Annotated in this window: 19 protein-coding genes; 4 read left to right on the top strand and 15 right to left on the bottom strand. The window is 72.1% G+C overall.

Annotated elements, in window-relative coordinates; translation table 11 throughout:
* Positions 1–103 precede the first annotated feature (103 nt).
* Positions 104–916 carry a lipoyl(octanoyl) transferase LipB gene (gene lipB, locus ACFVUT_RS10045; RefSeq protein ID WP_389660106.1) on the bottom strand — a complete coding sequence of 271 codons (813 nt, stop codon included), beginning with the start codon at positions 914–916 and terminating at the stop codon, positions 104–106.
* 264 nt (positions 917–1,180) lie between these two features.
* On the opposite strand from lipB, the gene ACFVUT_RS10040 reads away from it, so the two are divergent.
* Positions 1,181–2,959, top strand: coding sequence for a regulator (locus ACFVUT_RS10040; RefSeq protein ID WP_389660103.1), 1,779 nt, complete (start codon positions 1,181–1,183; stop codon positions 2,957–2,959).
* A gap of 160 nt (positions 2,960–3,119) precedes the next feature.
* On the opposite strand, the gene ACFVUT_RS10035 is transcribed toward ACFVUT_RS10040, so the two are convergent.
* Positions 3,120–4,427 carry an NAD(P)/FAD-dependent oxidoreductase gene (locus ACFVUT_RS10035; protein ID WP_389660100.1) on the bottom strand — a complete coding sequence of 436 codons (1,308 nt, stop codon included), beginning with the start codon at positions 4,425–4,427 and terminating at the stop codon, positions 3,120–3,122.
* Positions 4,428–4,671: 244 nt separating this feature from the next.
* The gene (locus tag ACFVUT_RS10030; RefSeq protein WP_389660097.1) at positions 4,672–5,571 is read right to left on the bottom strand and encodes a TIGR01777 family oxidoreductase; all 900 of its coding nucleotides are present in this window, start codon (positions 5,569–5,571) and stop codon (positions 4,672–4,674) included.
* 139 nt (positions 5,572–5,710) lie between these two features.
* Between ACFVUT_RS10030 and ACFVUT_RS10025 the strand changes: the two genes are divergently transcribed.
* A complete protein-coding gene (locus ACFVUT_RS10025; RefSeq protein WP_389660094.1) occupies positions 5,711–6,247 on the top strand; it encodes a GNAT family N-acetyltransferase in 537 nt (178 codons plus the stop codon).
* Positions 6,248–6,396: 149 nt separating this feature from the next.
* Here ACFVUT_RS10025 and ACFVUT_RS10020 read toward each other — a convergent pair whose 3' ends face one another.
* From ACFVUT_RS10020 to ACFVUT_RS09990, 7 genes are all read right to left on the bottom strand, one after another.
* Positions 6,397–6,918: a DUF4240 domain-containing protein gene (locus ACFVUT_RS10020; protein ID WP_389660129.1), complete on the bottom strand. Its 522-nt coding sequence runs from the start codon at positions 6,916–6,918 to the stop codon at positions 6,397–6,399.
* Positions 6,919–6,979: 61 nt separating this feature from the next.
* Positions 6,980–7,951, bottom strand: coding sequence for a helix-turn-helix transcriptional regulator (locus tag ACFVUT_RS10015; RefSeq protein WP_389660091.1), 972 nt, complete (start codon positions 7,949–7,951; stop codon positions 6,980–6,982).
* A gap of 217 nt (positions 7,952–8,168) precedes the next feature.
* Complete coding sequence (gene aceE / locus ACFVUT_RS10010) at positions 8,169–10,838, bottom strand: pyruvate dehydrogenase (acetyl-transferring), homodimeric type (RefSeq protein WP_389660088.1); 2,670 nt, start codon at positions 10,836–10,838, stop codon at positions 8,169–8,171.
* A gap of 332 nt (positions 10,839–11,170) precedes the next feature.
* Entirely contained in the window at positions 11,171–11,794 is a 624-nt protein-coding gene (locus ACFVUT_RS10005; protein ID WP_389660085.1) for a GntR family transcriptional regulator, read from the bottom strand.
* A gap of 147 nt (positions 11,795–11,941) precedes the next feature.
* Positions 11,942–13,699 carry a 2-oxoglutarate dehydrogenase, E2 component, dihydrolipoamide succinyltransferase gene (sucB, locus tag ACFVUT_RS10000; RefSeq protein ID WP_389660082.1) on the bottom strand — a complete coding sequence of 586 codons (1,758 nt, stop codon included), beginning with the start codon at positions 13,697–13,699 and terminating at the stop codon, positions 11,942–11,944.
* Between the two features lie 60 nt (positions 13,700–13,759).
* Entirely contained in the window at positions 13,760–15,148 is a 1,389-nt protein-coding gene (gene lpdA / locus ACFVUT_RS09995; RefSeq protein WP_389660079.1) for a dihydrolipoyl dehydrogenase, read from the bottom strand.
* A 332-nt stretch (positions 15,149–15,480) separates the two neighbouring features.
* Positions 15,481–17,037, bottom strand: coding sequence for a leucyl aminopeptidase (locus ACFVUT_RS09990; RefSeq protein ID WP_389660076.1), 1,557 nt, complete (start codon positions 17,035–17,037; stop codon positions 15,481–15,483).
* A gap of 277 nt (positions 17,038–17,314) precedes the next feature.
* Here ACFVUT_RS09990 and ACFVUT_RS09985 point away from each other — a divergent pair, with 277 nt between their 5' ends.
* On the top strand, positions 17,315–18,139 hold the full coding sequence (locus ACFVUT_RS09985; RefSeq protein ID WP_389660072.1) for an endo alpha-1,4 polygalactosaminidase: 825 nt from the start codon (positions 17,315–17,317) through the stop codon (positions 18,137–18,139).
* Between the two features lie 37 nt (positions 18,140–18,176).
* On the opposite strand, the gene ACFVUT_RS09980 is transcribed toward ACFVUT_RS09985, so the two are convergent.
* Complete coding sequence (locus ACFVUT_RS09980; protein WP_389660069.1) at positions 18,177–18,971, bottom strand: adenosylcobinamide-GDP ribazoletransferase; 795 nt, start codon at positions 18,969–18,971, stop codon at positions 18,177–18,179.
* Positions 18,972–19,059: 88 nt separating this feature from the next.
* On the opposite strand from ACFVUT_RS09980, the gene ACFVUT_RS09975 reads away from it, so the two are divergent.
* Positions 19,060–19,821, top strand: a complete 762-nt coding sequence (locus tag ACFVUT_RS09975) for a hypothetical protein (protein WP_389660126.1) — start codon at positions 19,060–19,062, stop codon at positions 19,819–19,821.
* On the opposite strand, the gene ACFVUT_RS09970 is transcribed toward ACFVUT_RS09975, so the two are convergent.
* From ACFVUT_RS09970 to ACFVUT_RS09955, 4 genes are all read right to left on the bottom strand, one after another.
* The gene (locus ACFVUT_RS09970; RefSeq protein ID WP_389660066.1) at positions 19,764–20,495 is read right to left on the bottom strand and encodes a hypothetical protein; all 732 of its coding nucleotides are present in this window, start codon (positions 20,493–20,495) and stop codon (positions 19,764–19,766) included. The two genes, ACFVUT_RS09975 and ACFVUT_RS09970, sit on opposite strands and share 58 nt — an antisense overlap.
* Entirely contained in the window at positions 20,492–22,297 is a 1,806-nt protein-coding gene (locus ACFVUT_RS09965; RefSeq protein ID WP_389660064.1) for a phosphatidylglycerol lysyltransferase domain-containing protein, read from the bottom strand. Before ACFVUT_RS09965 ends, ACFVUT_RS09970 begins: the two co-directional genes overlap by 4 nt.
* An 81-nt stretch (positions 22,298–22,378) precedes the next feature.
* Entirely contained in the window at positions 22,379–23,623 is a 1,245-nt protein-coding gene (cobT, locus tag ACFVUT_RS09960) for a nicotinate-nucleotide--dimethylbenzimidazole phosphoribosyltransferase (protein WP_389660061.1), read from the bottom strand.
* A gap of 95 nt (positions 23,624–23,718) precedes the next feature.
* Positions 23,719–24,558 carry a class I SAM-dependent methyltransferase gene (locus ACFVUT_RS09955; RefSeq protein ID WP_389660058.1) on the bottom strand — a complete coding sequence of 280 codons (840 nt, stop codon included), beginning with the start codon at positions 24,556–24,558 and terminating at the stop codon, positions 23,719–23,721.
* Positions 24,559–24,574 lie beyond the last annotated feature (16 nt).

Genomic DNA, 24,574 nt, shown 5'->3' with positions numbered 1-24,574 from the left:
CGGCGAACACCAGGGTACGCCCGTGGTTCAAACGGCTTGACGACTGGCCAACCTGTGGCCGGCAGGGCCTATTCCCCGTCGGGGGCCCGTACTGTCACGCCTGTCACGCCGTGGCCACGGCATCCGCGGGGCGTTCGACGGTGCGCGGGGCGAGCGCCGCGTTCTCCAAGACATCCTTGAGATGCCTCTCGACGACCGGGAGCACGTCCGTGACGGTGATCTCACGGCCGAGTTCGTACGCGAGCGACGTGACACCGGCGTCACGGATGCCGCAGGGCACGATGCGGTCGAACCAGGTGGTGTCAGGATTCACGTTCAGCGAGAAGCCGTGCATGGTCACCCCCTTGGCCACCCGGATGCCGATCGCGGCCAGCTTGCGGTCCTCGCGACGCTGGCCGGCGTTGGACGGGGCGTACTCGGGGCCGTGCAGCCGCGCGTCGAACTCGTCGTCGTTCAGCCGCGGGTCGAAGTCGAGGGAGAGGCCGCCGATCGCCGGGCGCTCCTCGACCGGGTCGCCGAGCACCCAGACCCCGCTGCGGCCCTCGACGCGGCTGGTCTCCAGGCCGAAGTCGGCGGCGGTACGGATCAGAGCCTCCTCCAGCCGGCGGACGTGCGCGACGACATCGACCGGGCGGGGCAGCTTCTGGATCGGGTAGCCGATGAGCTGCCCGGGGCCGTGCCAGGTGATCTTGCCACCGCGGTCCACGTCGATGACGGGGGTGCCGTCCAGAGGGCGCTCACTGTCGGTCGTGCGCCGCCCCGCCGTGTAGACGGGCGGGTGTTCCAGCAGCAGACACGTGTCCGGGACGGTGTCCTCGAACCTCGCGGCGTGCACCTCGCGCTGCTTCTGCCAGGCCTCCCGGTAGTCGACGGCCTGCTCGCCGAATCCCAGCCGGACGAACCGAAGCTCGCTCACGACAGATGCCTCCCTACTAAGCGGTGCCGGGAGCCGGGGGTGCCCGGAGCCACGCCACCATGCACTGAATCAGCCCCGAGCCACTGTACGACCGGACTCCCGGGGGCTGCCCAGCAGGTCGCACCCGTCAGCGCCACCCCTAATCCTCACACGATCGGATGAAAGTGAAGCGAAGGTGGCTGCGACCGCTGCGGAGGCCGCTAAATTCGCGCCGTTCCATGCGGGCTGCCCGCCCGGCCCCGAAGGCAGGAGACCGTACAGCTGATGTCGGAACGACCTCCGCAGCGCACCCCCAACCGCCGCCTCGCCTCGCTCATCACCGAGGCCGGCTTCTCCCATGCCGGCCTCGCCCGAAGAGTCGACCAACTCGGTCTGGAGCACGGCCTCGACCTGCGGTACGACAAGACCTCCGTGACCCGCTGGCTGCGCGGGCAGCAGCCGCGCGGCACCACCCCCGCGCTGATCGCCGAGGTCTTCACCCGGCGGCTCGGGCGCCGCCTCTCCACGCAGGACCTGGGCCTCGACGCATGCGCCCCCGTCTACGCGGGCCTGGAGTTCGCCGCCACGCCCGCCGAAGCGGTCGACATCGTCAGCGGGCTGTGGCGGAAGGACTCGGGCAGCCATGCGGAGCTGCGCAAGATCGCGTTCACCCCGGCCGGGCTCGTCGTCCCCAGCAGGGACTGGCTCATCGGCCGGGCCGACGAGTGGGTGGGACGGGGGAGCGAGTCCTCGCCCCCGGTGCCGGGTGCTGCCGGCGGGGCCCGTGCGGCAGGTGGGCTCGGCAGGCCCGTCGGGTCTGCCGGGTCTGCCGGGGCTGCCGGGGCTGCCGGATCCGAGGGGGCCGTGGGGACCGCAGGGGGCACCGAAGGCGGTGGTTCGGCGCGGCGCGGTGGTTCCGGTGGGGCGCGCGGGATCGGAGCGCAGATGTGGCACGGACCGCACTGGCCCGGTGGCGGTGGGCCCGGCGGGACGGGCGCGGCCGGGGTGAACGGCCGCGGCGCGGTCCGCGGCCCCTTACCCTCCCGGCCCTCCGGCTCCTCCGCCCCGCCCTCCGTCCCGTCGGCCGCTTCCACGGCCCTGGGAGGGGTGGCGGCCGGCCCCGGCGTCCCCCGGCAACGGCAGGGCGACCACGGCTCCGGCCAGCGGGTCGGCAGCGGCGACGTCGCCGCCCTGCGGTCGGTCGGCGAACTCTTCCGCACGCTCGACAACGCCTACGGCGGCGGTCATGCCAGGCAGGCTCTCGTCCGGTACCTGGAGCATGAGACGGAACCGATGCTGCGCGGGACGTACGGCGAGACCACCGGGCGCCGGCTCTTCGCCGCCGCGGCCGATCTGACCCGGCTGGCGGGCTGGACCTCGTACGACATCGCGGCCCACGGCCTGGCCCAGCGGTACTTCGTCCAGGCGCTGCGGCTCGCCCAGGCCGCGGGGGACCGCGCGTACGGCAGCTACGTCCTGATCACCATGAGCCGGCAGGCGGTCTACCTGGGGCACGGCAGGGAAGCCGTGCAGCTGGCCCGTGTCGCCCAGCAGGGCATCGGTTCGTCGGCGCCGCCCGTCGTCCAGGCGCTGCTGCACGCCGTCGAAGCACGCGGTCACGGAGTGCTCGGCGAGGCCAGGCCGTGCACCGCCTCGCTGGCACGGGCGGAACACGCGCTGGAGACCGCCCGCCTCGGGGACGAGGTGCCGCACTGGGCACGGTATTTCGACGAGGCCCAGCTCGCCGACGAGTTCGGCCACTGCTATCGCGACCTGCAGCAGTACCGGGCCGCGGCGCAGCACGCCGAGCGGTCCCTCCAGCTGCGCTCCTCGGCGTACGCCCGCAGCAGGCTGTTCTGCCGGGTCGTGCTGGCCTGCGCACGGCTCGGACTCGGTGAGCTCGACCAGGCGTGCGCGCTCGGCGCCGAGGCCGCCCAACAGGCGGCGGAGATGCGGTCGGTCCGGGCGACGGAGTACGTACGGGACTTCGAGCGCCGCCTGGATCCGTACCGGGACGCGGCCGCCGTACGCGGCTACCGCGAACGGGTCGCCGCGCTGGGATGAGCCCGGCACGATCCCGGCACGAGCCGTGCGCGGGGTCCTGCGCGGGGCCCTGAGCGGCGTCGGCGCTGCTTCGGGCGGCGGCTGCCCGCATCCGTGCTCCGCTGCCTCGGGCGGCGCTGTCCCGCGTCCGTGCTTCGGGCGGCGCAGCCCGGCTTTCGGCCTACGCCGCTTCGGGCAGTGCCGCCCCGCTCCCGTATCCCGGTCGTACGCCCAGGTCGGTGAGGATGGCCTCGGCTGCGCGGCGGCCCGAGAACAGGGCGCCCTGCACCGAGCTGGTGTCGCGGTGGTCGCCGCACACGTACAGCCCCGCGAGCAGCCGGACCGGTCGGCGCAGATCGTGCGGGGCCGACATCGCGGGCACGGCCTCGCGGTCGTGGTGGGTGGCCAGCAGCTCCCAGTCGTCGGTGGGGGTGCCGTACAGGGCGGCGAGATGGGTGCGGACCCGGCGGTCCAGGTCGGGTGGCGGGGTACCGAGCACCGTGGAGCTGATCAGGGTCCGGCCGTGCGGGGCGCGCGACGGATCGACCGTGCTCATCACCGCGGTGTGCGCGACCGGGCCCGACCGGTCGGCGTCCAGCAGCAGCGAGGCGCCGGTCGGCGGGGGAGTGGGGGCGGTGTGGTGAAGCACCGTCACGGGGTGGAAGGGCGGCACCCGCAGGCCGGGCAGCAGTTCGGCCGCCGCGCCCGCGCCGGTCGCCACCAGCAGGGAACGGCAGCCCAGTTCACCGTGCTCCGTGGTGCGGACGGAGGTGATGTCCGCGGCGGTGACATGCACGCCTGTCCGCACGGTGCCGGGTGGCAGCGCGGCCGCGAGCAGTTCGGGCAGTCGTCCCGCACCGCCTGCCGGTACGCACAGCCTGCCGCTCGCGTAGGCGCGCAGGGCGAGATCGGCGCACCTGCTCGACGTGATGAGCTCCGGGTCGCTGAGGAGCGCGGAGAGCAGCGGGCGCAGAAAACCGTTGACCGTACGGGAGGTCAGACCGCGGTGGGACAGGGCGGCGAGCGCGGTCCGTTCCGGCCGGACCAGGACCCGGGCGGCCGGGGTGGCGGCGAGCCGGGACAGGGCGGCGCCGAGCCGGGCCTGGTCGATCGGCCCGCCCATCGACGGACGGGGGGCGCTTGCCAGGGCGCGCACCACCTTGAATGCGCCCCTCGCGCCCCATGTCTCGCCGGTCCGGTACTGGCGGCCCTCACTGTGGACGAGCACTCCCGGCGTGAAAGTGCGCAGATCCAGCGAGGCGAGTGCGGGTGTCCGGCGCAGTTCCGGGAACGACGTGCTGAGCAGCGGGCCGATGTGGTCGAGCCGGAAACCGTCGACCTCGGCGGTGGTCATCCGGCCACCGGCCTCCGGGCCGGCTTCCAGGACGCTGACACTTACTCCTGCGCTGGTCAGATGGTGGGCGGCTGACAGGCCGGCGATCCCGGCTCCGATGATGACGACGTCCGCGTGATGTGCCGAGCTGAGCACGTGCCCCTCCCCGAGTCGGCGCAGCTGCTGGAGGGCTCTTGCCCCCGACAGGCCCCCGGAATGCCCGAGTTCGCAAAGAGGCTAGGAGGGGGCCGGTGCGGGCGCAGTCGCGCGCACCGGGGGCACCGTTGCACGGGGTCGCACGTTCGTCCGCATGTGCGCAGGATGCGGGATGTACGGGCCGACGACTGCCGCTGCGGCGTGCTCAGCGCAGCGCCGCGCGGATCGCCCCGTCGATTCCCGCTCAGCGCAGCGCCGCGCGGATCGCCCCGTCGATTCCCGGGAAAGCGAACGCGAAGCCGGAGTCCAGCAGCCGGCCCGGCAGCACCCGCTGGCTGCCCAGGACGTCTTCCGCGAAGTCCCCCAGAGCGATCCGCAGGGCCGGCGCCGGGGCCGTCAGGAGCGTGGGACGGTGCAGCACCCGCCCCATCGCGGCCGTCACCTCACCGTTGGTGACGGGGTCGGGGCCGGTCAGGTTCACCGGACCCGACAGCGACTCCGTGTCCAGGATGTGCCGCAGGGCCGCGACCTCGTCGTGCAGCGCGATGAAGCTCCAGTACTGGCGCCCACTGCCCAGCCGCCCGCCGAGCCCCGCCCGGAACAGCGGGAAGAGCCGGCCCCAGGCCCCGCCTTCACGTCCGACGACCAGTCCGGTGCGGGCGTGCGCCGTCCGCACGCCCGCCTCCTCGGCGGCGGCCGTGGCGGCCTCCCACTCCACGCACACGGACGGCAGGAAGCCCTCGCCGGCCGGGGCGCTCTCATCGACAGCGCGGTCGCCGGTGTCGCCGTAGTAGCCGATGGCCGACCCGGACAGCAGTACCTTCGGCGGCGTGTCCAGCGAGGCGACGGCCTCGGCGACGGCTCTGGTCCCGAGCACCCGGCTGTCCCGGATCTCCTTCTTGTAAGCCGGTGTCCAGCGATGGTCGCCGACCCCGGCCCCGGCGAGATGGACGACGGCATCGCAGCCCACCAGGCCCGACACGTCGACGTACTGGCGTCGGGGATCCCACTCCACCTCGTCGCCGGCCCGCGCCGGGTGTCGCACCAGGCGTACGACCTCGTGTCCGTCGGCCCGCAGCGAGCGCACCAGCGCCGCTCCGATGAGTCCGGATGCTCCGGTGACAGCGATACGGGAGTGCGGCATGGGGCCCATCCTGCCGCAGCGGCCCCGGCCGCGCCTCACCACCGGGTCATCTCCCGCCCGCGTCACCGGTTCGCCCGGTCCGCGCCGAGCCGCAGAACGGGCCTGACCGGACACGTGACGGCGTGGCACAGTGGCGCGCATGCACGACACCCGCGCGCACCCGGTCAGCCCCATCCGCCCCATACGCCCCGCCGTCCTCGCCGACGAAGCCGCTCTCGGCGAACTCGACCGCGCCACCTGGTCGACGCTGCACGCCGTGACACCCAGGCCGCAGCCCCCGTACGCGCCGTTCTTCGACGACCGCCACAAGCCGGAGGACTTCCTCCTGGCCGAGGCGGAGAACGCGGCAGGAGACGTGCGTCTCGCCGGGTACACCAGGCTGGTCCCGCCGACCCCGCTGGCCTGCAACACACACGTCCGGCAGATACAGGGCCTCGCCGTCGCCGACTGGGCGCGCGGCCGCGGTATCGCCAGGGCCCTGCTGCGGGCCGCGTGCGCGGCGGCGCGACGCGACGGGGCGAACCGGATGACTCTGCGGGTGCTCGGGCACAACGCTCCCGCGCGCGCTCTGTACGCGTCGGAGGGATTCGTCGTCGAGGGCGTGCTGCCCGGTGAGTTCTTCCTGAACGGACGTTACGTCGACGACGTCATGATGGGCCGCTCCCTCACCCCGTGACGGCTCGTGCTCCTCAGCCCCTGAACAGCCGTGTGCCGCCCACGCGTTCGTGCGGACAGCCCACCGCAGGACCGGCCGGTGAGCCGGGGCGTTCGTCGGCGCGTCCGCCTCCGCCCGTAGGGCGCGGTGGGGCGGCTCTCAACCGGCTCTCAACCGGCTCGGAACCGGTCCCACAGGGCCGGGAAGCGTACCGCGAGGGCCCCGTCGTTCTCGAAGCTGACGGGGGTGCCCTCCGGCTCGGCGGCCTGCGGCGGCAGGCCGAGGTCCGGGGCGACCACACCGGTGAGCTGTTCGTACGCCTCGTCGGCGGCGTAACCGAGATCCTCGGCGTCCCCGTCGATCTCCTCGTCGAAGGCGTCGAGCAGATCGGCAAGGCTGTCCGGATCGTGCAGAGCGCCCTCGAAGATCTCCCGGCCCTGCCCGATCAGCCAGCAACGGAAGAAGTCGAAGGCGTCGTCGCTCGCGCCGCCCAGCAGCACGGCTGCGGCGCCCCACAGCTCCCAGCGGTAGGCGCGGTTGTAACGGGCCTCGAAGTGTCTGGCGAAATCCAGCACCGCTTCGGGATCGAGCCGCACCAGTCGTTCGACGAGCAGGTCGGCCTGGTCCTCGGGGTCGCCCTCGGCGTCCTCGCGGGTGCTGTCGATGATCTCCCAGAACTCCGTCTCGTCCATCACGGGACAAGCATCGGCCCTGGCGGCGGGCGATGCACGCGGACGCGGCGGAAAGAAATCCTCAGCGGTAGAGGTCGCGCAGGCGCTCGGCGGCGGCGGCGAACCGGGCGCGCAGAGCCGGCGGTTCGATCACCTCCGACTCCGGTCCCAGAGACAGTAGTTGGCTGTACGCGACGTCAAGGGACTCGACCGGCACGGTGACCGTCAGCCACCCGTGCGTATCGGGTGGCCCTGCCGCGTCCAGGGCTTCGTGGGCCGCCGAACGGTCCATGACGTACGGCAGTCGGCGTACCCCCTCCTCCGACATCCGTACCGTCACCTCGGTACGCAGGAGCGAGCGGGCGAACTGGGCGGCCCGCTCGTCCCAGAAGCGCGCGAGATCGAACCGTTCGTCGCGCACGAACCGCTCGTCCGACACCGCGACGGCCGAGAACCGGTCGATCCGGTACACCCGGAAGTCGTCCGCCACGCGCGCGCAGAGGTACCAGACCCCGGCCTTCAGGACGAGTCCGTACGGATCCAGCTCGCGCTCCACGTCGTCGGCCCGGCCACTGCGGCGGTACCGGGCGCGGACGACCCGGTCGTCCCAGACCGCCTCCGCGACGGCGGGCAGCAGTTCGGGCGTGACCGGCTCCTGGTACCAGCCGGGAGCGTCCAGGTGGAAACGCCGGGCGGCGCTGTCCGAGGCGCCCCGCAAGGAAGGGAGCAGCGCAGCCGACACCTTGAGCCGGGCGGCGGACGCGGCGTCCTCCAGGCCCATCTCGCGCAGCGCGGACGGCAGCCCGGAGAGGAAGAGTGCCTCGGCCTCGTTGCGGGCCAGTCCGGTGAGGCGCGTGCGGTACCCGCCGACCAGCCGGTAGCCGCCGGCCCGTCCCCGGTCCGCGTACACCGGTACGCCCGCTTCGGAAAGAGCCTGCGCGTCCCGGGTGACGGTCCGTTCCGACACGTCGAGCTCCTGGGCCAGCTCGCCCGCGGTCATGACGGGGCGGGACTGGAGCAGCAGCACCATTTTGATGAGGCGGGCAGCACGCATGCGGCCATTGTGGCCGCGGCGCGCGGATCGTGGCCCGCGGACCCGGAAGCTGCCCCGCTCACCGGAACGGGTACGAAAAGGCCCCCGTCTGCCGCCGGACGGGCCCGTCCGACGGGCCCGTCCGGCAGACGGGGACAAAGCCTCCGCCGAACGGCGGAGGCGCGAGGGGCAGCCCGGCGTACCCGGCTGCCCTCACACCTCGGAGCCCGACAGGCTCTCAGAGCCCGTACCGCTCCCGGGCCTCCTTGACCGCGGACGCGTTCACCTCGCCGCGGCGGGCCAGCTGGGCCAGGGCGGCGACCGTGATCGACCGGGCGTCGACACCGAAGTGGCGGCGGGCCGCGTCGCGGGTGTCGGAGAGGCCGAAGCCGTCCGTACCGAGCGACGTCCAGTCCTGCTCCACCCACTGGCTGATCTGGTCCGGGACCTGCCGCATCCAGTCGCTGACCGCCAGGACCGGGCCCGGCGCGCCCTCCAGCACCCGCGTCACGTACGGCACCCGCTGCTCACCGCGGAGCAGCGCCTCGTCGCACTCCAGCGCGTCGCGGCGCAGCTCGCCCCACGACGTGGCGGACCAGACGTCGGCCGTCACACCCCAGTCCGCGGCCAGCAGTTCCTGCGCCTCCAGGGCCCAGTGGATCGCCGTACCGGAGGCCAGCAGCTGGAGGCGCGGCGCGTCCGCCGTGGCGGGCGCGCCCTCCTTGAAGCGGTAGAGGCCCTTGACGATGCCCTCCTCGATGCCTTCCGGCATCGCGGGCTGCGGCTTCGGCTCGTTGTAGACCGTCAGGTAGTAGAAGACGTTCTCGGCCTCGGGGCCGTACATCCTGCGCAGACCGTCCTTGACGATCACCGCGATCTCGTACGCGAACGCCGGGTCGTAGTTGAGCGAGGCGGGGTTCGTGGCCGCGATCAGGTGCGAGTGGCCGTCCGCGTGCTGGAGGCCCTCACCGGTCAGCGTCGTCCGGCCGGCCGTCGCACCGACGATGAAGCCCTTGCCGAGCTGGTCGGCGAGCTGCCACATCTGGTCGCCGGTCCGCTGCCAGCCGAACATCGAGTAGAAGATGTAGAAGGGGATCATCGTCTCGCCGTGGGTCGCGTACGACGTGGCGGCGGCGATGAAGTCGGCCATGGACCCGGCCTCGGTGATCCCCTCGTTGAGGATCTGGCCGTCCTTGGCCTCCTTGTAGTACATCAGCTGGTCGCGGTCGACCGGCTCGTACGTCTGGCCCAGCGGCGAGTAGATCCCGGCCGACGGGAACAGCGACTCCATGCCGAAGGTGCGGGCCTCGTCCGGGACGATCGGTACCCAGCGCCTGCCGGTCTCCTTGTCCCGCATCAGGTCCTTGACCAGGCGCACGAAGGCCATGGTGGTGGCCATCTCCTGCTTGCCGGACCCCTTCTTCAGCGCGGCGAACGCCCGCTCCTCCGGCTCGGGCAGCGCCACCGCGTGCACCCGGCGGGCCGGTGCGGGGCCGCCGAGGGCGGCGCGCCGCTCCTGGAGGTAGCGCACCTCGGGGGAGTCCGCGCCCGGGTGGCCGTAGGGCACCAGGCCGTCCGCGAAGGCGCTGTCCGGGATCGGGAGTCCGAGCAGCTCGCGCATGCTCTTGAACTCGTCGATCGACAGCTTCTTCATCTGGTGGTTGGCGTTCTTGGACTCGAAGCCCTTGCCGAGCGTGTAGCCCTTCACCGTCTGCGCGAGGATCACGGTCGGCGCGCCCTTGTGCTCGACGGCCGCCCGGTACGCCGCGTAGACCTTGCGGGCCTCGTGGCCGCCGCGGGAGGTGTAGAAGCACTCGGCGATCTTCGCGTCGGTGAGCAGCTTCGCCAGCTCGGCGAGGGCGGGCTCGGCCCCGAAGAAGTGCTCGCGGATGTACGCGACGTCACGGGTGGCGTACGTCTGGAACTGCGCGTCCGGGACCTCCCGGAGCCGGCGGACCAGCGCACCGGTGGTGTCCAGCTGGAACAGCTCGTCCCAGGCGTTGCCCCAGAGCGTCTTGATGACGTTCCAGCCGGCGCCGCGGAACGCGCCCTCCAGCTCCTGGACCACACGGAAGTTGGCGCGCACCGGGCCGTCGAGGCGCTGCAGGTTGCAGTTGATGACGAAGGTCAGGTTGTCGAGCCGCTCACGCGCCGCGAGGGCGAGGGCGGCGGTCGACTCGGGCTCGTCCATCTCGCCGTCGCCGAGGAAGGCCCAGACGTGCGAGTTCGACGTGTCCTTGATGTTGCGGTTGGCCAGATAGCGGTTGAAGCGCGCCTGGTAGATCGCCGAGAGCGGGCCGAGGCCCATCGACACGGTGGGGAACTCCCACAGCCAGGGCAGTCGCCGCGGGTGCGGGTAGGACGGCAGGCCGTCGCCGCCCGCCTCCTGGCGGAAGTTGTCGAGCTGCTGCTCGCTGAGGCGGCCGTCGAGGAAGGCGCGGGCGTAGATGCCGGGGGAGGCGTGGCCCTGGACGTAGAGCTGGTCGCCGGAGCCGTCTCCCTCCTTGCCTCGGAAGAAGTGGTTGAAGCCGGTCTCGTACAGCCAGGCCGCCGAGGCGAAGGTGGCGATGTGGCCGCCTACGCCGAGCCGGGCACCACGGGTGACCATCGCGGCCGCGTTCCAGCGGTTCCACGCGGTGATCCGGGACTCCATCTCCAGATCGCCGTCGAACGCGGGCTCGGCGGCGGTCGGGATGGAGTTGACGTAATCGGTCTCCAGCAGCTTGGGCAGCGCGAGACCGGCGCCCTCGGCGTGCTGGAGCGAGCGGCGCATCAGGTATGCGGCGCGGTGCGGGCCCGCGGCCTTGGTGACGGCATCCAGGGAGGCCGCCCATTCGGCGGTCTCCTCGGGGTCACGGTCCGGGAGCTGGTCGAGCTCGCTCGGAAGCTTTCCTACGGGGTCGGTCATGATCGCCGCCTTCCGGAGTGGAGGGGGGTGGAGAAAGTCCCTGACTGGCAGGACAGGGCGATGGGGCCGGTGGGCCCGCGGAGAGAACTGTAAGGCGCCGATCGATGATCGATCAAAGGATGAACGGCAAAACTTCTCGATATGAAGAAAATGGCATCGGGTGCCGCGAAATGGGGCACGGAGTGACGGGATATAGCACTTAAAAGGGGCGCTGGTCCGCGCAGGCGAGCGACCCTCGCGACAGATGCGCGGCGCCCTCGGGCGCCGGCCGTGCGTCGCCCCGTCGGGGTACGCGGTGCACAGTGCCCCGGGGTGCCCGATGCAGGGGGTCCTCAGGCGCGCGGCGCGCAGCCGAGTACATGTGCCTTGACCAGCACGCCGATGTCCGGGTCCTTCCGCAGGAACGCCTCGATGAGGGCCTCGTGCTCCTCCGCGTACGACTTCTGGACCGTGCCCAGCCACCGGATCGACAGGGCGGTGAACACCTCGATGCCCAGCCCCTCCCAGGTGTGCAGCAGCACGGCGTTCCCGGCGGCCCGCACCATCTCGCGGTGGAAGCCCACGGTGTGCCGCACCTGCGCCTCGCCGTCGGCCCTCCGGTCCGCCTCGTAGAGCGCCGCCACATGCGGCGCGAGGCGCGAGCAGTCCTCGCCGAGGGCCGGGGCCGCCAGCTCCGCGGCGATCTGCTCCAGACCGGCCCGCACCGGATAGCTCTCCTCCAGATCGGCCGCGGTGAGATTGCGGACCCGTACCCCCTTGTTGGGCGCCGATTCGATCAGCCGGAGCGTCTCCAGCTCCCGGAGGGCCTCGCGCACGGGCGTCTGGCTGACCTCCAGCTCGGTGGCGATCCGGCGCTCCACGATCCGCTCACCCGGTTTCCAGCGCCCGCTGACGATCCCGTCCACGATGTGCTCGCGGATCTGTTCGCGCAGCGAGTGGATGACGGGCGGGGTCATGAGGGGCTCCTTCGGGGCAAACCGGTGCTGTCTGCGCCATCACGGCTGCCGGGGCGACCGGTGGTGTCTAGACAATACGGCGGCGCCCCCGTCCGGAAGGGTTCCGGACGGGGGCGCCGCTGGTGAGGCTGGTTACAGCCGTGGGGCTCAGAGGCCGAGCTCGACCTCGAACTCACCGGCCTCCAGGATCGCCTTGACCGCGGTCAGGTAACGGGCGGCGTCCGCGCCGTCCACCAGGCGGTGGTCGTAGGAGAGCGAGAGGTACGTCATGTCGCGGACACCGATGACGGTGCCCTCCTCGGTCTCGATGACCGCCGGACGCTTGACCGTGGCACCGATGCCCAGGATGGCTGCCTGGTTCGGGGGCACGATGACCGTGTCGAACAGCGCACCGCGCGAGCCGGTGTTGCTGATGGTGAAGGTGGCACCGGACATGTCGTCCGGCGTCAGGCCGCCACCGCGGGCCTTGCCGGCCAGCTCGGCGGTCTTCTTCGAGATGCCGGCGATGTTCAGGTCGCCCGCACCCTTGATGACGGGGGTCATCAGACCCTTCTCGGCGTCCACGGCGATGCCGATGTTCTCCGAGTCGAAGTACGTGATGGTGCCCTCGTCCTCGTTGATCCGGGCGTTGACGACCGGGTGGGCCTTCAGCGCCTGGGCCGCCGCCTTGACGTAGAACGGCATCGGGGACAGCTTGACGCCCTCACGGGCGGCGAACGCGTCCTTGGCCTTGGCACGCAGCTTCATCAGCTTGGTGACGTCGACCTCGACGACCGAGGTCAGCTGGGCCTGCGAGTGCAGGGCCTTCATCATGTTCTCGCCGATGACCTTGCGCATGCGGGTCATCTTGACCGTCTGGCCGCGCAGCGGGGAGGCCTCCAGCTTCGGCGCCTTCGAGGCCGCGGGGCCTCCGGCAGCAGCAGCCGCGACGGGTGCCGGGGCAGCAGCGGCGGCCTTGGCGGCCTCCGCTGCGGCGACGACGTCCTGCTTGCGGATACGGCCACCGACACCGGTGCCCTTGACCGAGCCCAGGTCGACGCCGCTCTCGGCGGCGAGCTTGCGGACCAGCGGCGTGACGTACGCGCCGTCGTCGCCGGAGGGCGCGGCCGGGGTGACCGGAGCCGGGGCGGCGACGGGCGCCGGGGCGGCGGGCGCCACCGGAGCCGGAGCGGCCACCGGAGCGGCGGGCGCCACCGGAGCCGGAGCCGGTGCGGGGGCGGCCGGAGCGACCGGTGCGGGGGCCGGAGCCGGGGCAGCGGCGGGCGCCGGGGCGGCCGGGGCAGCGGCCGGAGCGGCACCGGCGGCACCGATGACGGCCAGCTTGGCGCCGACCTCCGCGGTCTCGTCCTCGGCGACGACGATCTCCAGCAGCACGCCGGAGACCGGGGCCGGGATCTCGGTGTCGACCTTGTCCGTGGAGACCTCCAGGAGGGGCTCGTCCTCCGTGACCTCCTCGCCGACCTCCTTCAGCCAGCGGGTGACGGTGCCCTCGGTGACGCTCTCGCCGAGCGCCGGGAGGGTGACGTCGGTACCGGCGGCGCCACCGGCCGGAGCGGCGGCGGCCGGGGCCGGGGCCACCGGAGCCGGAGCGGCGGGTGCCTCGGCGGCGGGTGCCGGGGCGGCCACGGGCTCGGCCGCCGGTGCGGCGGCGGCAGCGGGCGCACCCGTGCCGTCGTCGATGACGGCCAGCTCGGCGCCGACCTCGACGGTCTCGTCCTCGGCGACCTTGATGGCGGCGAGGATGCCGGCCGCGGGGGCCGGGATCTCGGTGTCGACCTTGTCGGTCGAGACCTCGAGCAGCGGCTCGTCGGCCTCGACGCGCTCGCCCTCGGCCTTCAGCCAGCGGGTGACAGTGCCCTCGGTGACGCTCTCGCCGAGCGCCGGAAGGGTTACGGAAACCGACATGGTTTCAGTTGCTCCTTACGAAAGTGCGGAAGTGGTCGGTCGTCGCGCCCGGTCGACTGATCAGTCGTGGGAGTGCAGGGGCTTGCCGGCCAGGGCCAGGTGGGCCTCGCCGAGCGCCTCGCTCTGGGTCGGGTGGGCGTGGATGAGCTGCGCGACCTCGGCGGGCAGCGCCTCCCAGTTGTAGATCAGCTGGGCTTCGCCGACCTGCTCGCCCATACGGTCACCGACCATGTGGACGCCGACCACCGCACCGTCCTTGACCTGGACGAGCTTGATCTCGCCCGCGGTCTTGAGGATCTTGCTCTTGCCGTTGCCCGCGAGGTTGTACTTCAGGGCGACGACCTTGTCCGCGCCGTAGAGCTCCTTGGCCTTGGCCTCGCTGATGCCCACGGAGGCGACCTCGGGGTGGCAGTACGTCACCCGCGGGACACCGTCGTAGTCGATCGGGACGGTCTTCAGACCGGCCAGCCGCTCCGCCACCAGGATGCCCTCGGCGAAGCCGACGTGCGCGAGCTGGAGCGTGGGGACCAGGTCGCCCACGGCCGAGATGGTGGGCACGTTGGTCTGCATGTACTCGTCGACGAGGACGTAGCCGCGGTCCATCGCGACGCCGGCCTCCTCGTAGCCCAGCCCCTGCGAGACCGGACCGCGGCCGATGGCGACCAGCAGCACCTCGGCGTCGAAGGTCTTGCCGTCGGCGAGGGTCACGCGGACGCCGTCCTGCGTGTACTCGGCGCTCTGGAAGAACGTGCCGAGGTTGAACTTGATGCCGCGCTTGCGGAAGGCGCGCTCAAGGAGCTTCGAGCTGTTCTCGTCCTCGACCGGGACGAGGTGCTTCAGACCCTCGACGATCGTGACGTCGGTGCCGAAGGACGTCCACGCCGAGGCGAACTCGACGCCGATGACGCCGCCGCCCAGCACGATCGCGGACTTCGGGACGCGGTCCAGCTTCAGCGCGTGGTCCGAGGAGATGATGCGGTTGCCGTCGATCTCCAGGCCCGGCAGCGACTTCGGCACGGAGCCGGTCGCGAGCAGCACGTGGCGGCCCTGGATGCGCTGACCGTTCACATCCACCGAGGTGGGGGAGGACAGCCGGCCCTCACCCTCGATGTAGGTGACCTTGCGCGAGGCGATGAGACCCTGCAGGCCCTTGTACAGGCCCGAGATCACGTCGTCCTTGTACTTGTGGACGGCGGCGATGTCGATGCCCTCGAAGGTGGCCTTGACACCGAACTGGTCGGCCTCGCGCGCCTGGTCGGCGATCTCGCCGGCGTGCAGCAGGGCCTTCGTGGGGATGCAGCCGTTGTGCAGGCAGGTGCCGCCGACCTTGCCCTTCTCGATCAGAGCGACGTCCAGGCCCAGCTGCGCTCCGCGCAGGGCCGCGGCGTAACCGCCGCTACCACCGCCGAGGATCACTAGGTCGAAAACGGTGCTGGCGTCGTTCGCCACGTCACGTCCTCCATGCATGTGCGCCGTACGCCGGGCCCCGTCGCTGGGGGATGACCGGCCGGTCGGCTGGTGTTCGGCCGCTTGTGTTATTCGGCCCTGTGGTGGGGGCCCTGTCCTGCCGAGAACCCATCTTCGCACTTGTCGACGGTGGGCGGGACGCGGGGCCCGGGTCTGAGACGGATGATCGGCCGTCCCAGGTGGTTACCGTCACGTAGAGACGCGCTGATTTCGTCGAGAGCGAAACCGGCCGTCACCACATGGAACGACAGCATCGGAGAGAACACCTGCGGCCCCGGGCGTATGCCCGGGGCCGGTATGCGCGAAGCGGATTCTCAGCCGAGGTCCCCGGCAGCGGTGCGCTCCGCCAGCTTCACCAGCGTGCGGACCGCGGAACCGGTGCCGCCCTTCGGCGTGTAGCCGTACGGCGCACCCTCGTGGAACGCGGGGCCGGCGATGTCCAGGTGCGCCCAGGGGATGCCCTCGCCCACGAACTCCTTCAGGAACAGGCCGGCCACCAGGCCGCCGCCCATCCGCTCGCCCATGTTGGCGATGTCGGCGGTCGCGGAGTCCATGCCCTTGAGCAGGTCGGCGGGGAGCGGCATCGGCCAGGAGGCCTCACCGGCCTCCTCGGCGATCTCGTGGAGGGAGGTGCGGAAGGCGTCGTCGTTCGCCATGATGCCGAAGGTGCGGTTGCCCAGCGCCAGCACCATCGCGCCGGTCAGGGTCGCCACGTCGACGATGGCGTCCGGGTTCTCCTCGGAGGCGCGGGTCAGCGCGTCGGCGAGGACGAGGCGGCCCTCGGCGTCCGTGTTGAGGACCTCGACGGTCTTGCCGCTGTACATGCGCAGCACGTCGCCGGGGCGGGTGGCGTTGCCCGACGGCATGTTCTCGGCGAGCGCCAGCCAGCCGGTGACATTGACCTGGAGGCCCAGACGGGCGGCCGCGACGACCGTCGCGAACACGGCGGCGGCGCCGCTCATGTCGCACTTCATCGTCTCGTTGTGACCGGCCGGCTTCAGCGAGATGCCGCCCGAGTCGTAGGTGATGCCCTTGCCGACCAGGGCCAGGGTCTTCTCCGCCTTCGGGTGCGTGTAGGCGAGCTTCACCAGACGCGGGCCGTGGGCCGAACCCTGACCGACGCCCAGCAGACCGCCGTAGCCGCCCTTGACGAGTGCCTTCTCGTCGAGCACCTGCACCTTGATGCCGTGCTCCTTGCCCGCGGCGGTGGCCACGGCGGCGAAGGACTCGGGGTACAGGTCGTTCGCCGGGGTGTTGATCAGGTCGCGGGCGCGGTTGATCTCCTCGGCGACCGCGGCGGCACGCTCGGTGGCTGCCTTGAACGCCTTGTCACGCGGCTTGGTGCCGAGCAGGGCGACCTCGGCGAGCGGCTGCTTCGGGCCGTTGCCGTTCTTCTTGCCCTTGGGCGCCAGCTTGTTCTCGCCGCCCTGGTACGCGGTGAAGGCGTACGCACCGAGGAGCGCGCCCTCGGCGATCGCCCCGGCGTCCTCGGCGGACGCCATGGGCAGCGCGAAGCCGGCCTTCTTCGCACCGCTCAGGGCGCGCGCGGCCGAGCCCGCGGCCCGGCGCAGCGCCTCGGCGTCGTACGCCTCGTCCTTCTCCGGGACGGAGCCGAGTCCGACCGCGATGACGACCGGGACCTTGAGACCGGCGGGCGCGGGAAGCTTGGTCACTTCGCCCTCGGCACCTGCGGCGCCCAGGGCCTCCAGGACGGTGGCGAGCTTTCCGTCGAACGCCTTGTCCGCGGCCTCGGCGCCCGGCGCGAGGACCAGCTTCCCCGACTTGGATCCAGTGCCCTTGGCGACGCCGACGACGAGTGCGTCGGCGCGCAGCGTCGCCGCAGCGGCAGTGCTGAGAGTGAGAGCAGTCACGGTGGTGAAATCTCGCTTCCGTTGAGTTCGTGGTCGGTCGAGGGGTGGGCCGACCGTGCCCGGCGCATCGTAGACGCCGCCGCAATGTGCCGGGAATGAGCCTACGCGCGCCTTTGCTGCGGGATCACGGCGGCGGGCCGTCGGAAGCCGGTCGTGGTGGCCGCCGCGCCGGCGCCGGGCGACGGGGAGCGGGCCCGTGCGGCCGGAACGGGCCCTGCACGTAGGGTCGTCGGTGGTACCCGGAACAGCAGGGTGCCGGAACAACAGGGGGAGAACCATGCGCGCCCGTGGAGCCGCACGTGTGACCGGGCGTGGACCGGCGCTGCCGGCCACCGTACTGATCCTGCTGGTCCTGCTGGCCGGCTGTACCTCGGCGCCGCGGTCGGAGGACGAGGACAAGGACCGCTGGCGGCCGGAGCCGGGCATCGGCTGGCAGTGGCAGCTCTCCGGCCGGCTGGATCCCACCGTGGACGTCCCGGTGTACGACATCGACGGCTTCGACCACGAGGCCGCGGCCGTGGCCGATCTGCACCGCCGGGGGCGCAAGGTGATCTGCTACCTGTCCACCGGCGCCTGGGAGGAATTCCGTCCGGACGCCGGGAAGTTCCCCGCCTCGGTACGGGGGAAGGGCAACGGCTGGGAGGGCGAGTGGTGGCTCGACATCCGCCGCACGGACGTCCTGGAGCCGCTGATGGAGGCGCGGATCGCGATGTGTGCGAAGAAGGGCTTCGACGCGGTGGAGCCCGACAACATGGACGGCTACCGCAACAGCACGGGCTTCCCGCTGACCGCCGCCGACCAGCTGCGCTACAACCGGCTCATCGCCCGTATCGCCCACCGCCACGGACTCTCCGTCGGTCTGAAGAACGACCTCGGCCAGATCCCGGAGCTGGAGCCGGACTTCGACTTCGCGGTCAATGAGCAGTGCGCGCAGTACGAGGAGTGCGAGAGCCTCACCCCGTTCGTGAAGGCGGGCAAGGCCGTCTTCCACGTGGAGTACGAGCTGCCGGTCGCCCGGTTCTGCGCCGACTCGAAGCGGCTGGGGCTCAGCTCGCTGCGGAAGAAGTACGAGCTGGACGTGTGGCGGCAGGAGTGCCCGTAGGCGCGTCCCTGGAACCGGGCGCCCCGACCGGGACCGGTCAGGACGAGAGGCCCTGACCGAGCGCCAGCACCACCAGGGCCGCCGTCGCCGCCGTCTCCGCCAGCGCGCCGAAGACATCGCCGGTCACTCCGCCGAAGCGGCGCACACAGTGCCGCAGCAGGAGTTGGGCGACCCCGAGGCCGGCCAGCGCGGCGAGGGCGTGGTGCACCGCCCCGTACCCGCCGAGGAGCGCGCCGGCACCCGCGCACGCCGCGACCACGACGGCTCCGACCGCCGCCGCGGCCCGGACGGTGACCGTCCCCGCCACCGCCGCGCCCAGCCCTTCCGGACGGGCCGCCGGCACGCCCTGGCGGGAGGCCAGGGTGAGCGCCAGCCGGGCCGTGACCGCGGCGACGGCCGCCGCGACCGCTCCGTGCGCCCAGCCCCGCCCGTACAGCTGCTGGAGGACCGCGACCTGGCCCAGCAGCACGAACAGCAGGGTGATCACACCGAACGGCCCGATGTCCGACCGCTTCATGATCCGCAGGGCGTCGTCGGCGGGCCTGCCGCTGCCCAGACCGTCCGCGGTGTCCGCGAGGCCGTCCAGATGCAGACCCCGGGTGAGCACCGCGGGCACGGCGGCGGAGGCGACCGCGGCGAGCAGCGGACCGGAGCCGAGAAGCAGCGACAGGCAGCCGGGCACCGCCGCGAGCAGCCCCACGACGAGACCGGCGAGCGGGGCGCACAGCATGCCGGCACGGGCGGCCTCACGGTCCCAGCGGGTGACGCGGACGGGGAGCACGGTCAGGGTGCCGAAGGCGAAACGCAGGCCATGGCTGTTCAGGGAGGTCACGGCGCGCAGGCTAATCGGTGTGACGAGCCGATAGATTGGACGGAACGCAACAAGTCATGGCAAAAGGTGCTTAACGGGAGTGAGTGGCATGGGTCACTGGTTCGATCAGAACATCGTCGAGCCGGGGAAGCTGCCGCTGCTCCTCGCCCTGGCGGCCTTCGTGCTCACCTTCGCCGTCACCCGGGTCATCACGCGGATGATCCGGGCGGGGAAGGGCCCGTTCCGCAACATCACGCCCGGTGGGGTGCACGTCCACCATGTGGTGCCCGGTGTGGTGCTGAGCGTCGTCGGCGGCTTCGGCGCGGTCGCCAGCGGACGCGAGGGGGTCACCGCGGCGGTCTGTGCGGTGGTCTTCGGTATGGGGGCGGGGCTGGTGCTGGACGAGTTCGCGCTGATCCTCCACCTCGACGACGTGTACTGGACGGAGGAGGGCCGCCAGAGCGTGGAGGTCGTGGTCCTCACCGCCGCGCTGGTGCTGCTGGTCCTGGCCGGATTCTCACCGTTGGGCGTGAACGAACTGAGCAGCGAACAGCAGGAGGGCAGGCTCGGCGTCATTTTGACCCTGGTCGTCAACTTCTGCTTCGTGCTGATCGCCCTGTTCAAGGGGAAGGCCCGGCTCGCGGTCGTCGGCACCCTCGTCCCGTTCGTCGCGCTGATCGGGGCGATGCGGCTGGCCCGGCCGACCTCGATGTGGGCGAGGCGCTTCTACCGCCACCGCCACCGCGCCCGCGCCCGCGCGGTGTTGCGGGCCTACCACCACGACCTGCGCTGGTCGGGGCCGCGCCGCAGATTTCAGGATCTGATCGGTGGCGCGCCGGACCGGGTTCCGGCCCCCGTGCGCAAGCCCTGATCACGGCGCGGGCGCCGGCGCCGGACCCGCCCGACCGTGCAGGCGCACAGCACGAGAACCGCGGCGATCGCGGCGAGATGCTCCCGGCCGGCCAGGTTGTTCTCCAGGACCAGCTCGACGACCATCGCCACGATCACCAGCGCTCCGGTGAACCAGGCCCGGTGGACGCAGCACACGTAGACCGCGAGGCCGACCACCGCCGCCGAAGGACCGGTGTCGACGATCCGGGCGTCGACGGCGGTCAGCCCGATCGGCGCGTCCGGACCGAGCGCGACACCGATCCGCGCGTACAGCGTCCCGGCCAGCGTCGCGACGTACGCGATCGCGAGCGCGCGCCACCGGCCCAGACAGATCTCGGCGGTTGCGAACACCACCAGGATCTGCGCCAGCGCCCCCCACACCGGCAGATCCAGCGCCGGGACGAACAGCGACAGCGGGGTACGCAGCAGGGCCGTCCACAGCGGATCCTCGGCCCGCACCACCCCGAGCGTCCGCACCGCCCCGAAGCCCCAGGACCGGGTCTGCGCCGCATGGAGCAGCGCCGTCAGGAAGACCGCGGCGAGCGTCATCGGGATCGCCCGCAGACGGGATGCCGCGAACTCCGCGCGTACGGTTCCCACGAGCGGCCCCCACTCGCGGCGAGCCGCTTCCCCCAGCGGGCGTAAGCGTCTCATCCACCGGCCCCGAGTTGCGAGCGGTGCATCCACTTGGGCAGACCGGGCGCCTCCAGGAATCCCTCGGCGCGGCCCGCGGCGAGTCCGATGCGCAGCAGGTCGGAACTCTTCTCGAAGAGCAGGAAGCGCGGTTCCCAGATCGGCCGGTACTTGGCGTTGGCACGGTAGAGCGACTCGATCTGCCACCAGCGGGAGAAGAAGCTGAGCATGGAGCGCCACAGTCGCAGCACCGGTCCGGCGCCGAGCCGCGAACCCCGTTCGAAGACGGACCGGAACATCGCGAAGTTCAGCGAGACCTGGGTGATCCCGATCTCCTCCGCGCGTCGCAGGAGTTCGATGACCATGAACTCCATCAGGCCGTTCTCCGCGTCCCGGTCACGGCGCATCAGGTCCAGCGAGAGGCCGTTCGGCCCCCACGGCACGAAGCTCAGCACGGCGCGCAACGCGCCCGGCCCGCCGCCCTCTCCGGTGGGGGAGTCGCGGCATTCGAGCATCACGCACTGCCCGTCGGCCGGATCGCCCAGGCGGCCCAGCGCCATCGAGAAGCCGCGTTCGGTCGCCCCGTCGCGCCAGTCGTCGGCGCGCCGCACCAGTTCGTCCATCTCGTCGGCGGGGATGTCGGCGTGCCGGCGCACGGTCACGTCGTACCCGGCGCGCCTGACCCGGTTGTACGCCTGGCGGACGGTGCGCATCGCCCGTCCTTCGAGGGTGAACTCGGCGGTCTCCACGATCGCCTCGTCGCCCAGCTCCAGGGCGTCGAGGCCGTGGCGGGCGTAGACGGTGCCGCCCTCCTCGCTCACGCCCATCACCGCCGGGATCCAGCCGTGCTCGCGGGCCTCGGCCAGCCACGGTTCGATCGCGCCGGGCCAGGCCTCCGGGTCGCCGAGCGGATCTCCGGAGGCGAGCGAGACCCCGCCGACCACCCGATAGGCGACGGCGGCCTTCCCGGTCGGCGACCAGACGACGCTCTTGTCCCGGCGCAGCGCGAAGTAGCCGAGCGAGTCGCGGTCGCCGTGCCTGTCGAGCAGCGCCCGCAGCCGGTCCTCGTCCCCGGGGGTGATCGGATCGACGGCCCGACGGGACCGGAACGCCGCGTACACGACGGCGATCAGCAGCAGGGTGGAGAGGATGTTGATGGCGGCGTTGACCCAGCCGGGCGTGGCGATTCCGGGATGGGCGGCGTCGTCGGCGACGACCGAGACCAGGCGCAGGGCACCGAACCGCCAGCGGTCCAGGAAGGACGAGCGGTGCGCGTCGTGCGCCGTGTTGGTGAGGGTGACCAGGCCGGCGGCGATCAACGAGGTGACCAGCAGCCCGCCGACGGCGACGGCGGCGGCCAGCTTCGGGTTGGACCGGTCGCCCTTCGCGTAGAACTCGCGGCGGCCGACGGCGAGTGCGAGGACGAACATGGCGGTCAGCGCCAGCGAGATCCAGTTCTGCGGGTACTGCCGGACCTCCGGGAACGGGATCACCAGGGCGAAGAGCAGTAGCAGAAGGCTGCTCACCACCATGTTCACGATCCACGCGGCCCGTTTGCGGCGGCGCATGGTGATCGCGAGGAAGAGCGCGACCACTCCGGAGGAGAAGCCCGCGGTGAGCAGGTAGGGGGTGAAGTAGTTGGCGGTGTTGTGACGGCGCAGATCGTTGCCGAGAGTGACCCAGACGGCGCTCAGGAAATTGATGGACGACACGACGCGCAGGTACCAGATGGCGAACGCGGCGCCGCGACGTGACCGGACGGTGCTCGTCTGCCGGGCTGTGTCCCGCCCGGATACCTCGATGGCCAATCGGACCTCTCCCATGAAAAGCGATCATATGGGGCATCGCGCCGCAGGGGAGGATCGCGCTGCGGCCGGTGCTCGACGGCCGCAGCGCCAGGTCCGTCAGCCGCCGTCCACGCCGCTCGTGCCGTCCTTCTCGCCGACACTGCCCTTCACGTCGGCACCGTCTTTCACGTCGGCACCGTCTTTCACGTCGGTACCGTCCTTCGCGTCGGTACCGTCCTTCGCGTTGGCACCGTCCACCTCGCCGGTACCGTCCACCTCGTCGGTGTCGTCCTTCTCATCGGCACCGTCCTTCTCGTCGGCGACGGGTGCGCGCTCGGGCAGTTCGGCCGCCAGCGCGGCCGCGGCCTGAACGAGCGGAAGCGCGAGCAGGGCCCCACTTCCTTCACCCACGATGACGCCGTGGTCCAGCAACGGGTTGAGTGCCATCCGGTCCAGCGCCTTGGCCTGAGCCGGCTCGCCGCTCGCCTGACCCGCCAGCCACCAGTCCGGCGCCCGGAAGGCCGCTCGCTGGCCCACCAGCGCACAGGCCGCGGAGACCACGCCGTCCAGGATCACCGGCAGCCTGCGCACCGCGCACTGGAGCAGGAAGCCGGTCATCGCCGCCATGTCCGCGCCGCCCACCGCGGCCAGCAGCTCCAGCTGATCGCCGAGGACCGGCCTGGCCCGCCGCAGCGCGTCCCGGATCGCCGCACACTTGCGCATCCACGCCAGATCGTCGATGCCCGCACCGCCGCGCCCGGTGACCACCGAGGCGTCCGTGCCGCACAGCGCGGCGATCAGCGTGCCCGCCGCCGTCGTACCGCCGACGCTCAGATCGCCGAGCACCACCAGGTCGGTGCCCGAGTCGGCCTCCTCGTCGGCGATCGCGATGCCGAGACGTACCGCCTGCCCGGCCTCCTCGACCGTCAGCGCGTTCTCGATGTCGATCCGGCCGCTCCCGCGTCGCACCCGGTGGCGCACCACCGACTCGGGCAGCAGCCCGGGGTCGCAGTCCAGGGCCGCGTCGACGATCCGTACCGGTACGGAGAACCGGCGGGCCAGCACGGCGAGCGGGGTCGCGCCCTCCAATGTGGCCCGTACCAGCTCGTGCGCACTTCCGGCCGCGCGCCCGGAGACACCCAGCTCGGCGACCCCGTGGTCACCGGCGAAGAGCACCACGCGCGGGTGCTCGACGGCCCGGACCGGCACGGACTGCTGGGCGGCCGAGAGCCATTCGCCCAGTTCGTCCAGGCGGCCGAGGGCGCCGGGGGGAACGACCAGGCGCTCCCGGCGTTCCTCGGCGTCGCGCCGTACGCCGCCGTCGGGGCGTTCGATCAGGTCGGAGAAGTCGTCCAGGTTCACGGGGGTCTGCCTCGCGGGTCGATACGTGGAGTGGGCCGGTGAGCCCGGCGGCGGGCTCACTGCGGAACAGTACCCGCCGCCTTTCTGACGCCCGATCAGTTCCGGTTCCCGTAGCCGAACCGCAGCAGGGTCATCGCGGGGGTCAGGGTCCGCAGACCGGGCAGCAGCGACTGGATCCGGATCAGCTCACCCATCGCACCCCGCCCGCGCGGCAGCCGCAGCGCCCGCACCTCGGTGATCCCCGGGTGCGCGGCGCGCAGCTTGTGCCGCTCGCCCGGGTTCATCGCCCAGCGCATCGGCGGAACGGTCATCGCCCCGACCTTCGACGTGCCCGCCACCGTGCCCCTGGCCAGCCAGCGCGCCATCGTGTCCAGGACGAGGATGCCGCCGGGGAGCCGTTCGGCGCAGCCCGCCAGCACCCTCCGCACCTCCGCCGGGCGCAGATACATCAGCAGACCCTGCGTCGTGACGACCGCACCGCGGCCCTCCGGGTCCTCGATCTCGTCCAGCCAGGACAGATTCGTCGCCGAACGGGACAGGGTGCGCAGCCGGTCCGAGGCGGGCAGCAGCGCCCGGCGCAACTCGGCGACCTCGGGCAGTTCCACGCTCAGCCAGTTCAGCCGGCCGTTGTCGACCCGCCAGAAGCCGGTCTCCAGACCGTCGCCGAGCGCGACGACGGTGGCCTGCGGCCGGTCGGCGAGGTACTCCTGCACGGCCAGGTCGAAGCAGCGCGAGCGCAGCCCCTGGGCCTGCGAGTGGAACGCGTTCGGCCGCCCGAACCGTTCCTCGAAGGGGTAGTCCAGATCCTCCAGCAGCCGGAGCGCCATCGGATCGTCCAGCACCGGGTACCGCTGCCCCGCCTCGTACGCCCTGTTGTAGAGCGTCCACAGCAAGGTCTCCGGAACTCCCGTCAGCATCGGTCGTACACCTGCCATGTCCGCTCCTCCTGTT

The organism is Streptomyces sp. NPDC058051, assembly GCF_042885475.1.
Lineage (GTDB): Bacteria > Actinomycetota > Actinomycetes > Streptomycetales > Streptomycetaceae > Streptomyces.
This window is presented reverse-complemented; position numbering and strand designations above follow the sequence as displayed.

Coding starts and splice junctions, on each gene's coding strand:
- ACFVUT_RS09985 (WP_389660072.1), top strand. CDS start 17,315: ATGCGCGCCCGTGGAGCCGCACGTGTGACCGGGCGTGGACCGGCGCTG.
- ACFVUT_RS10040 (WP_389660103.1), top strand. CDS start 1,181: ATGTCGGAACGACCTCCGCAGCGCACCCCCAACCGCCGCCTCGCCTCG.
- ACFVUT_RS10020 (WP_389660129.1), bottom strand. CDS start 6,918: ATGGACGAGACGGAGTTCTGGGAGATCATCGACAGCACCCGCGAGGAC.
- ACFVUT_RS09975 (WP_389660126.1), top strand. CDS start 19,060: ATGGGTCACTGGTTCGATCAGAACATCGTCGAGCCGGGGAAGCTGCCG.
- ACFVUT_RS10015 (WP_389660091.1), bottom strand. CDS start 7,951: ATGCGTGCTGCCCGCCTCATCAAAATGGTGCTGCTGCTCCAGTCCCGC.
- ACFVUT_RS10025 (WP_389660094.1), top strand. CDS start 5,711: ATGCACGACACCCGCGCGCACCCGGTCAGCCCCATCCGCCCCATACGC.
- ACFVUT_RS09965 (WP_389660064.1), bottom strand. CDS start 22,297: ATGGGAGAGGTCCGATTGGCCATCGAGGTATCCGGGCGGGACACAGCC.
- sucB (WP_389660082.1), bottom strand. CDS start 13,699: ATGTCGGTTTCCGTAACCCTTCCGGCGCTCGGCGAGAGCGTCACCGAG.
- ACFVUT_RS10030 (WP_389660097.1), bottom strand. CDS start 5,571: ATGCCGCACTCCCGTATCGCTGTCACCGGAGCATCCGGACTCATCGGA.
- ACFVUT_RS09955 (WP_389660058.1), bottom strand. CDS start 24,558: ATGGCAGGTGTACGACCGATGCTGACGGGAGTTCCGGAGACCTTGCTG.
- ACFVUT_RS10005 (WP_389660085.1), bottom strand. CDS start 11,794: ATGACCCCGCCCGTCATCCACTCGCTGCGCGAACAGATCCGCGAGCAC.
- aceE (WP_389660088.1), bottom strand. CDS start 10,838: ATGACCGACCCCGTAGGAAAGCTTCCGAGCGAGCTCGACCAGCTCCCG.
- ACFVUT_RS09970 (WP_389660066.1), bottom strand. CDS start 20,495: ATGAGACGCTTACGCCCGCTGGGGGAAGCGGCTCGCCGCGAGTGGGGG.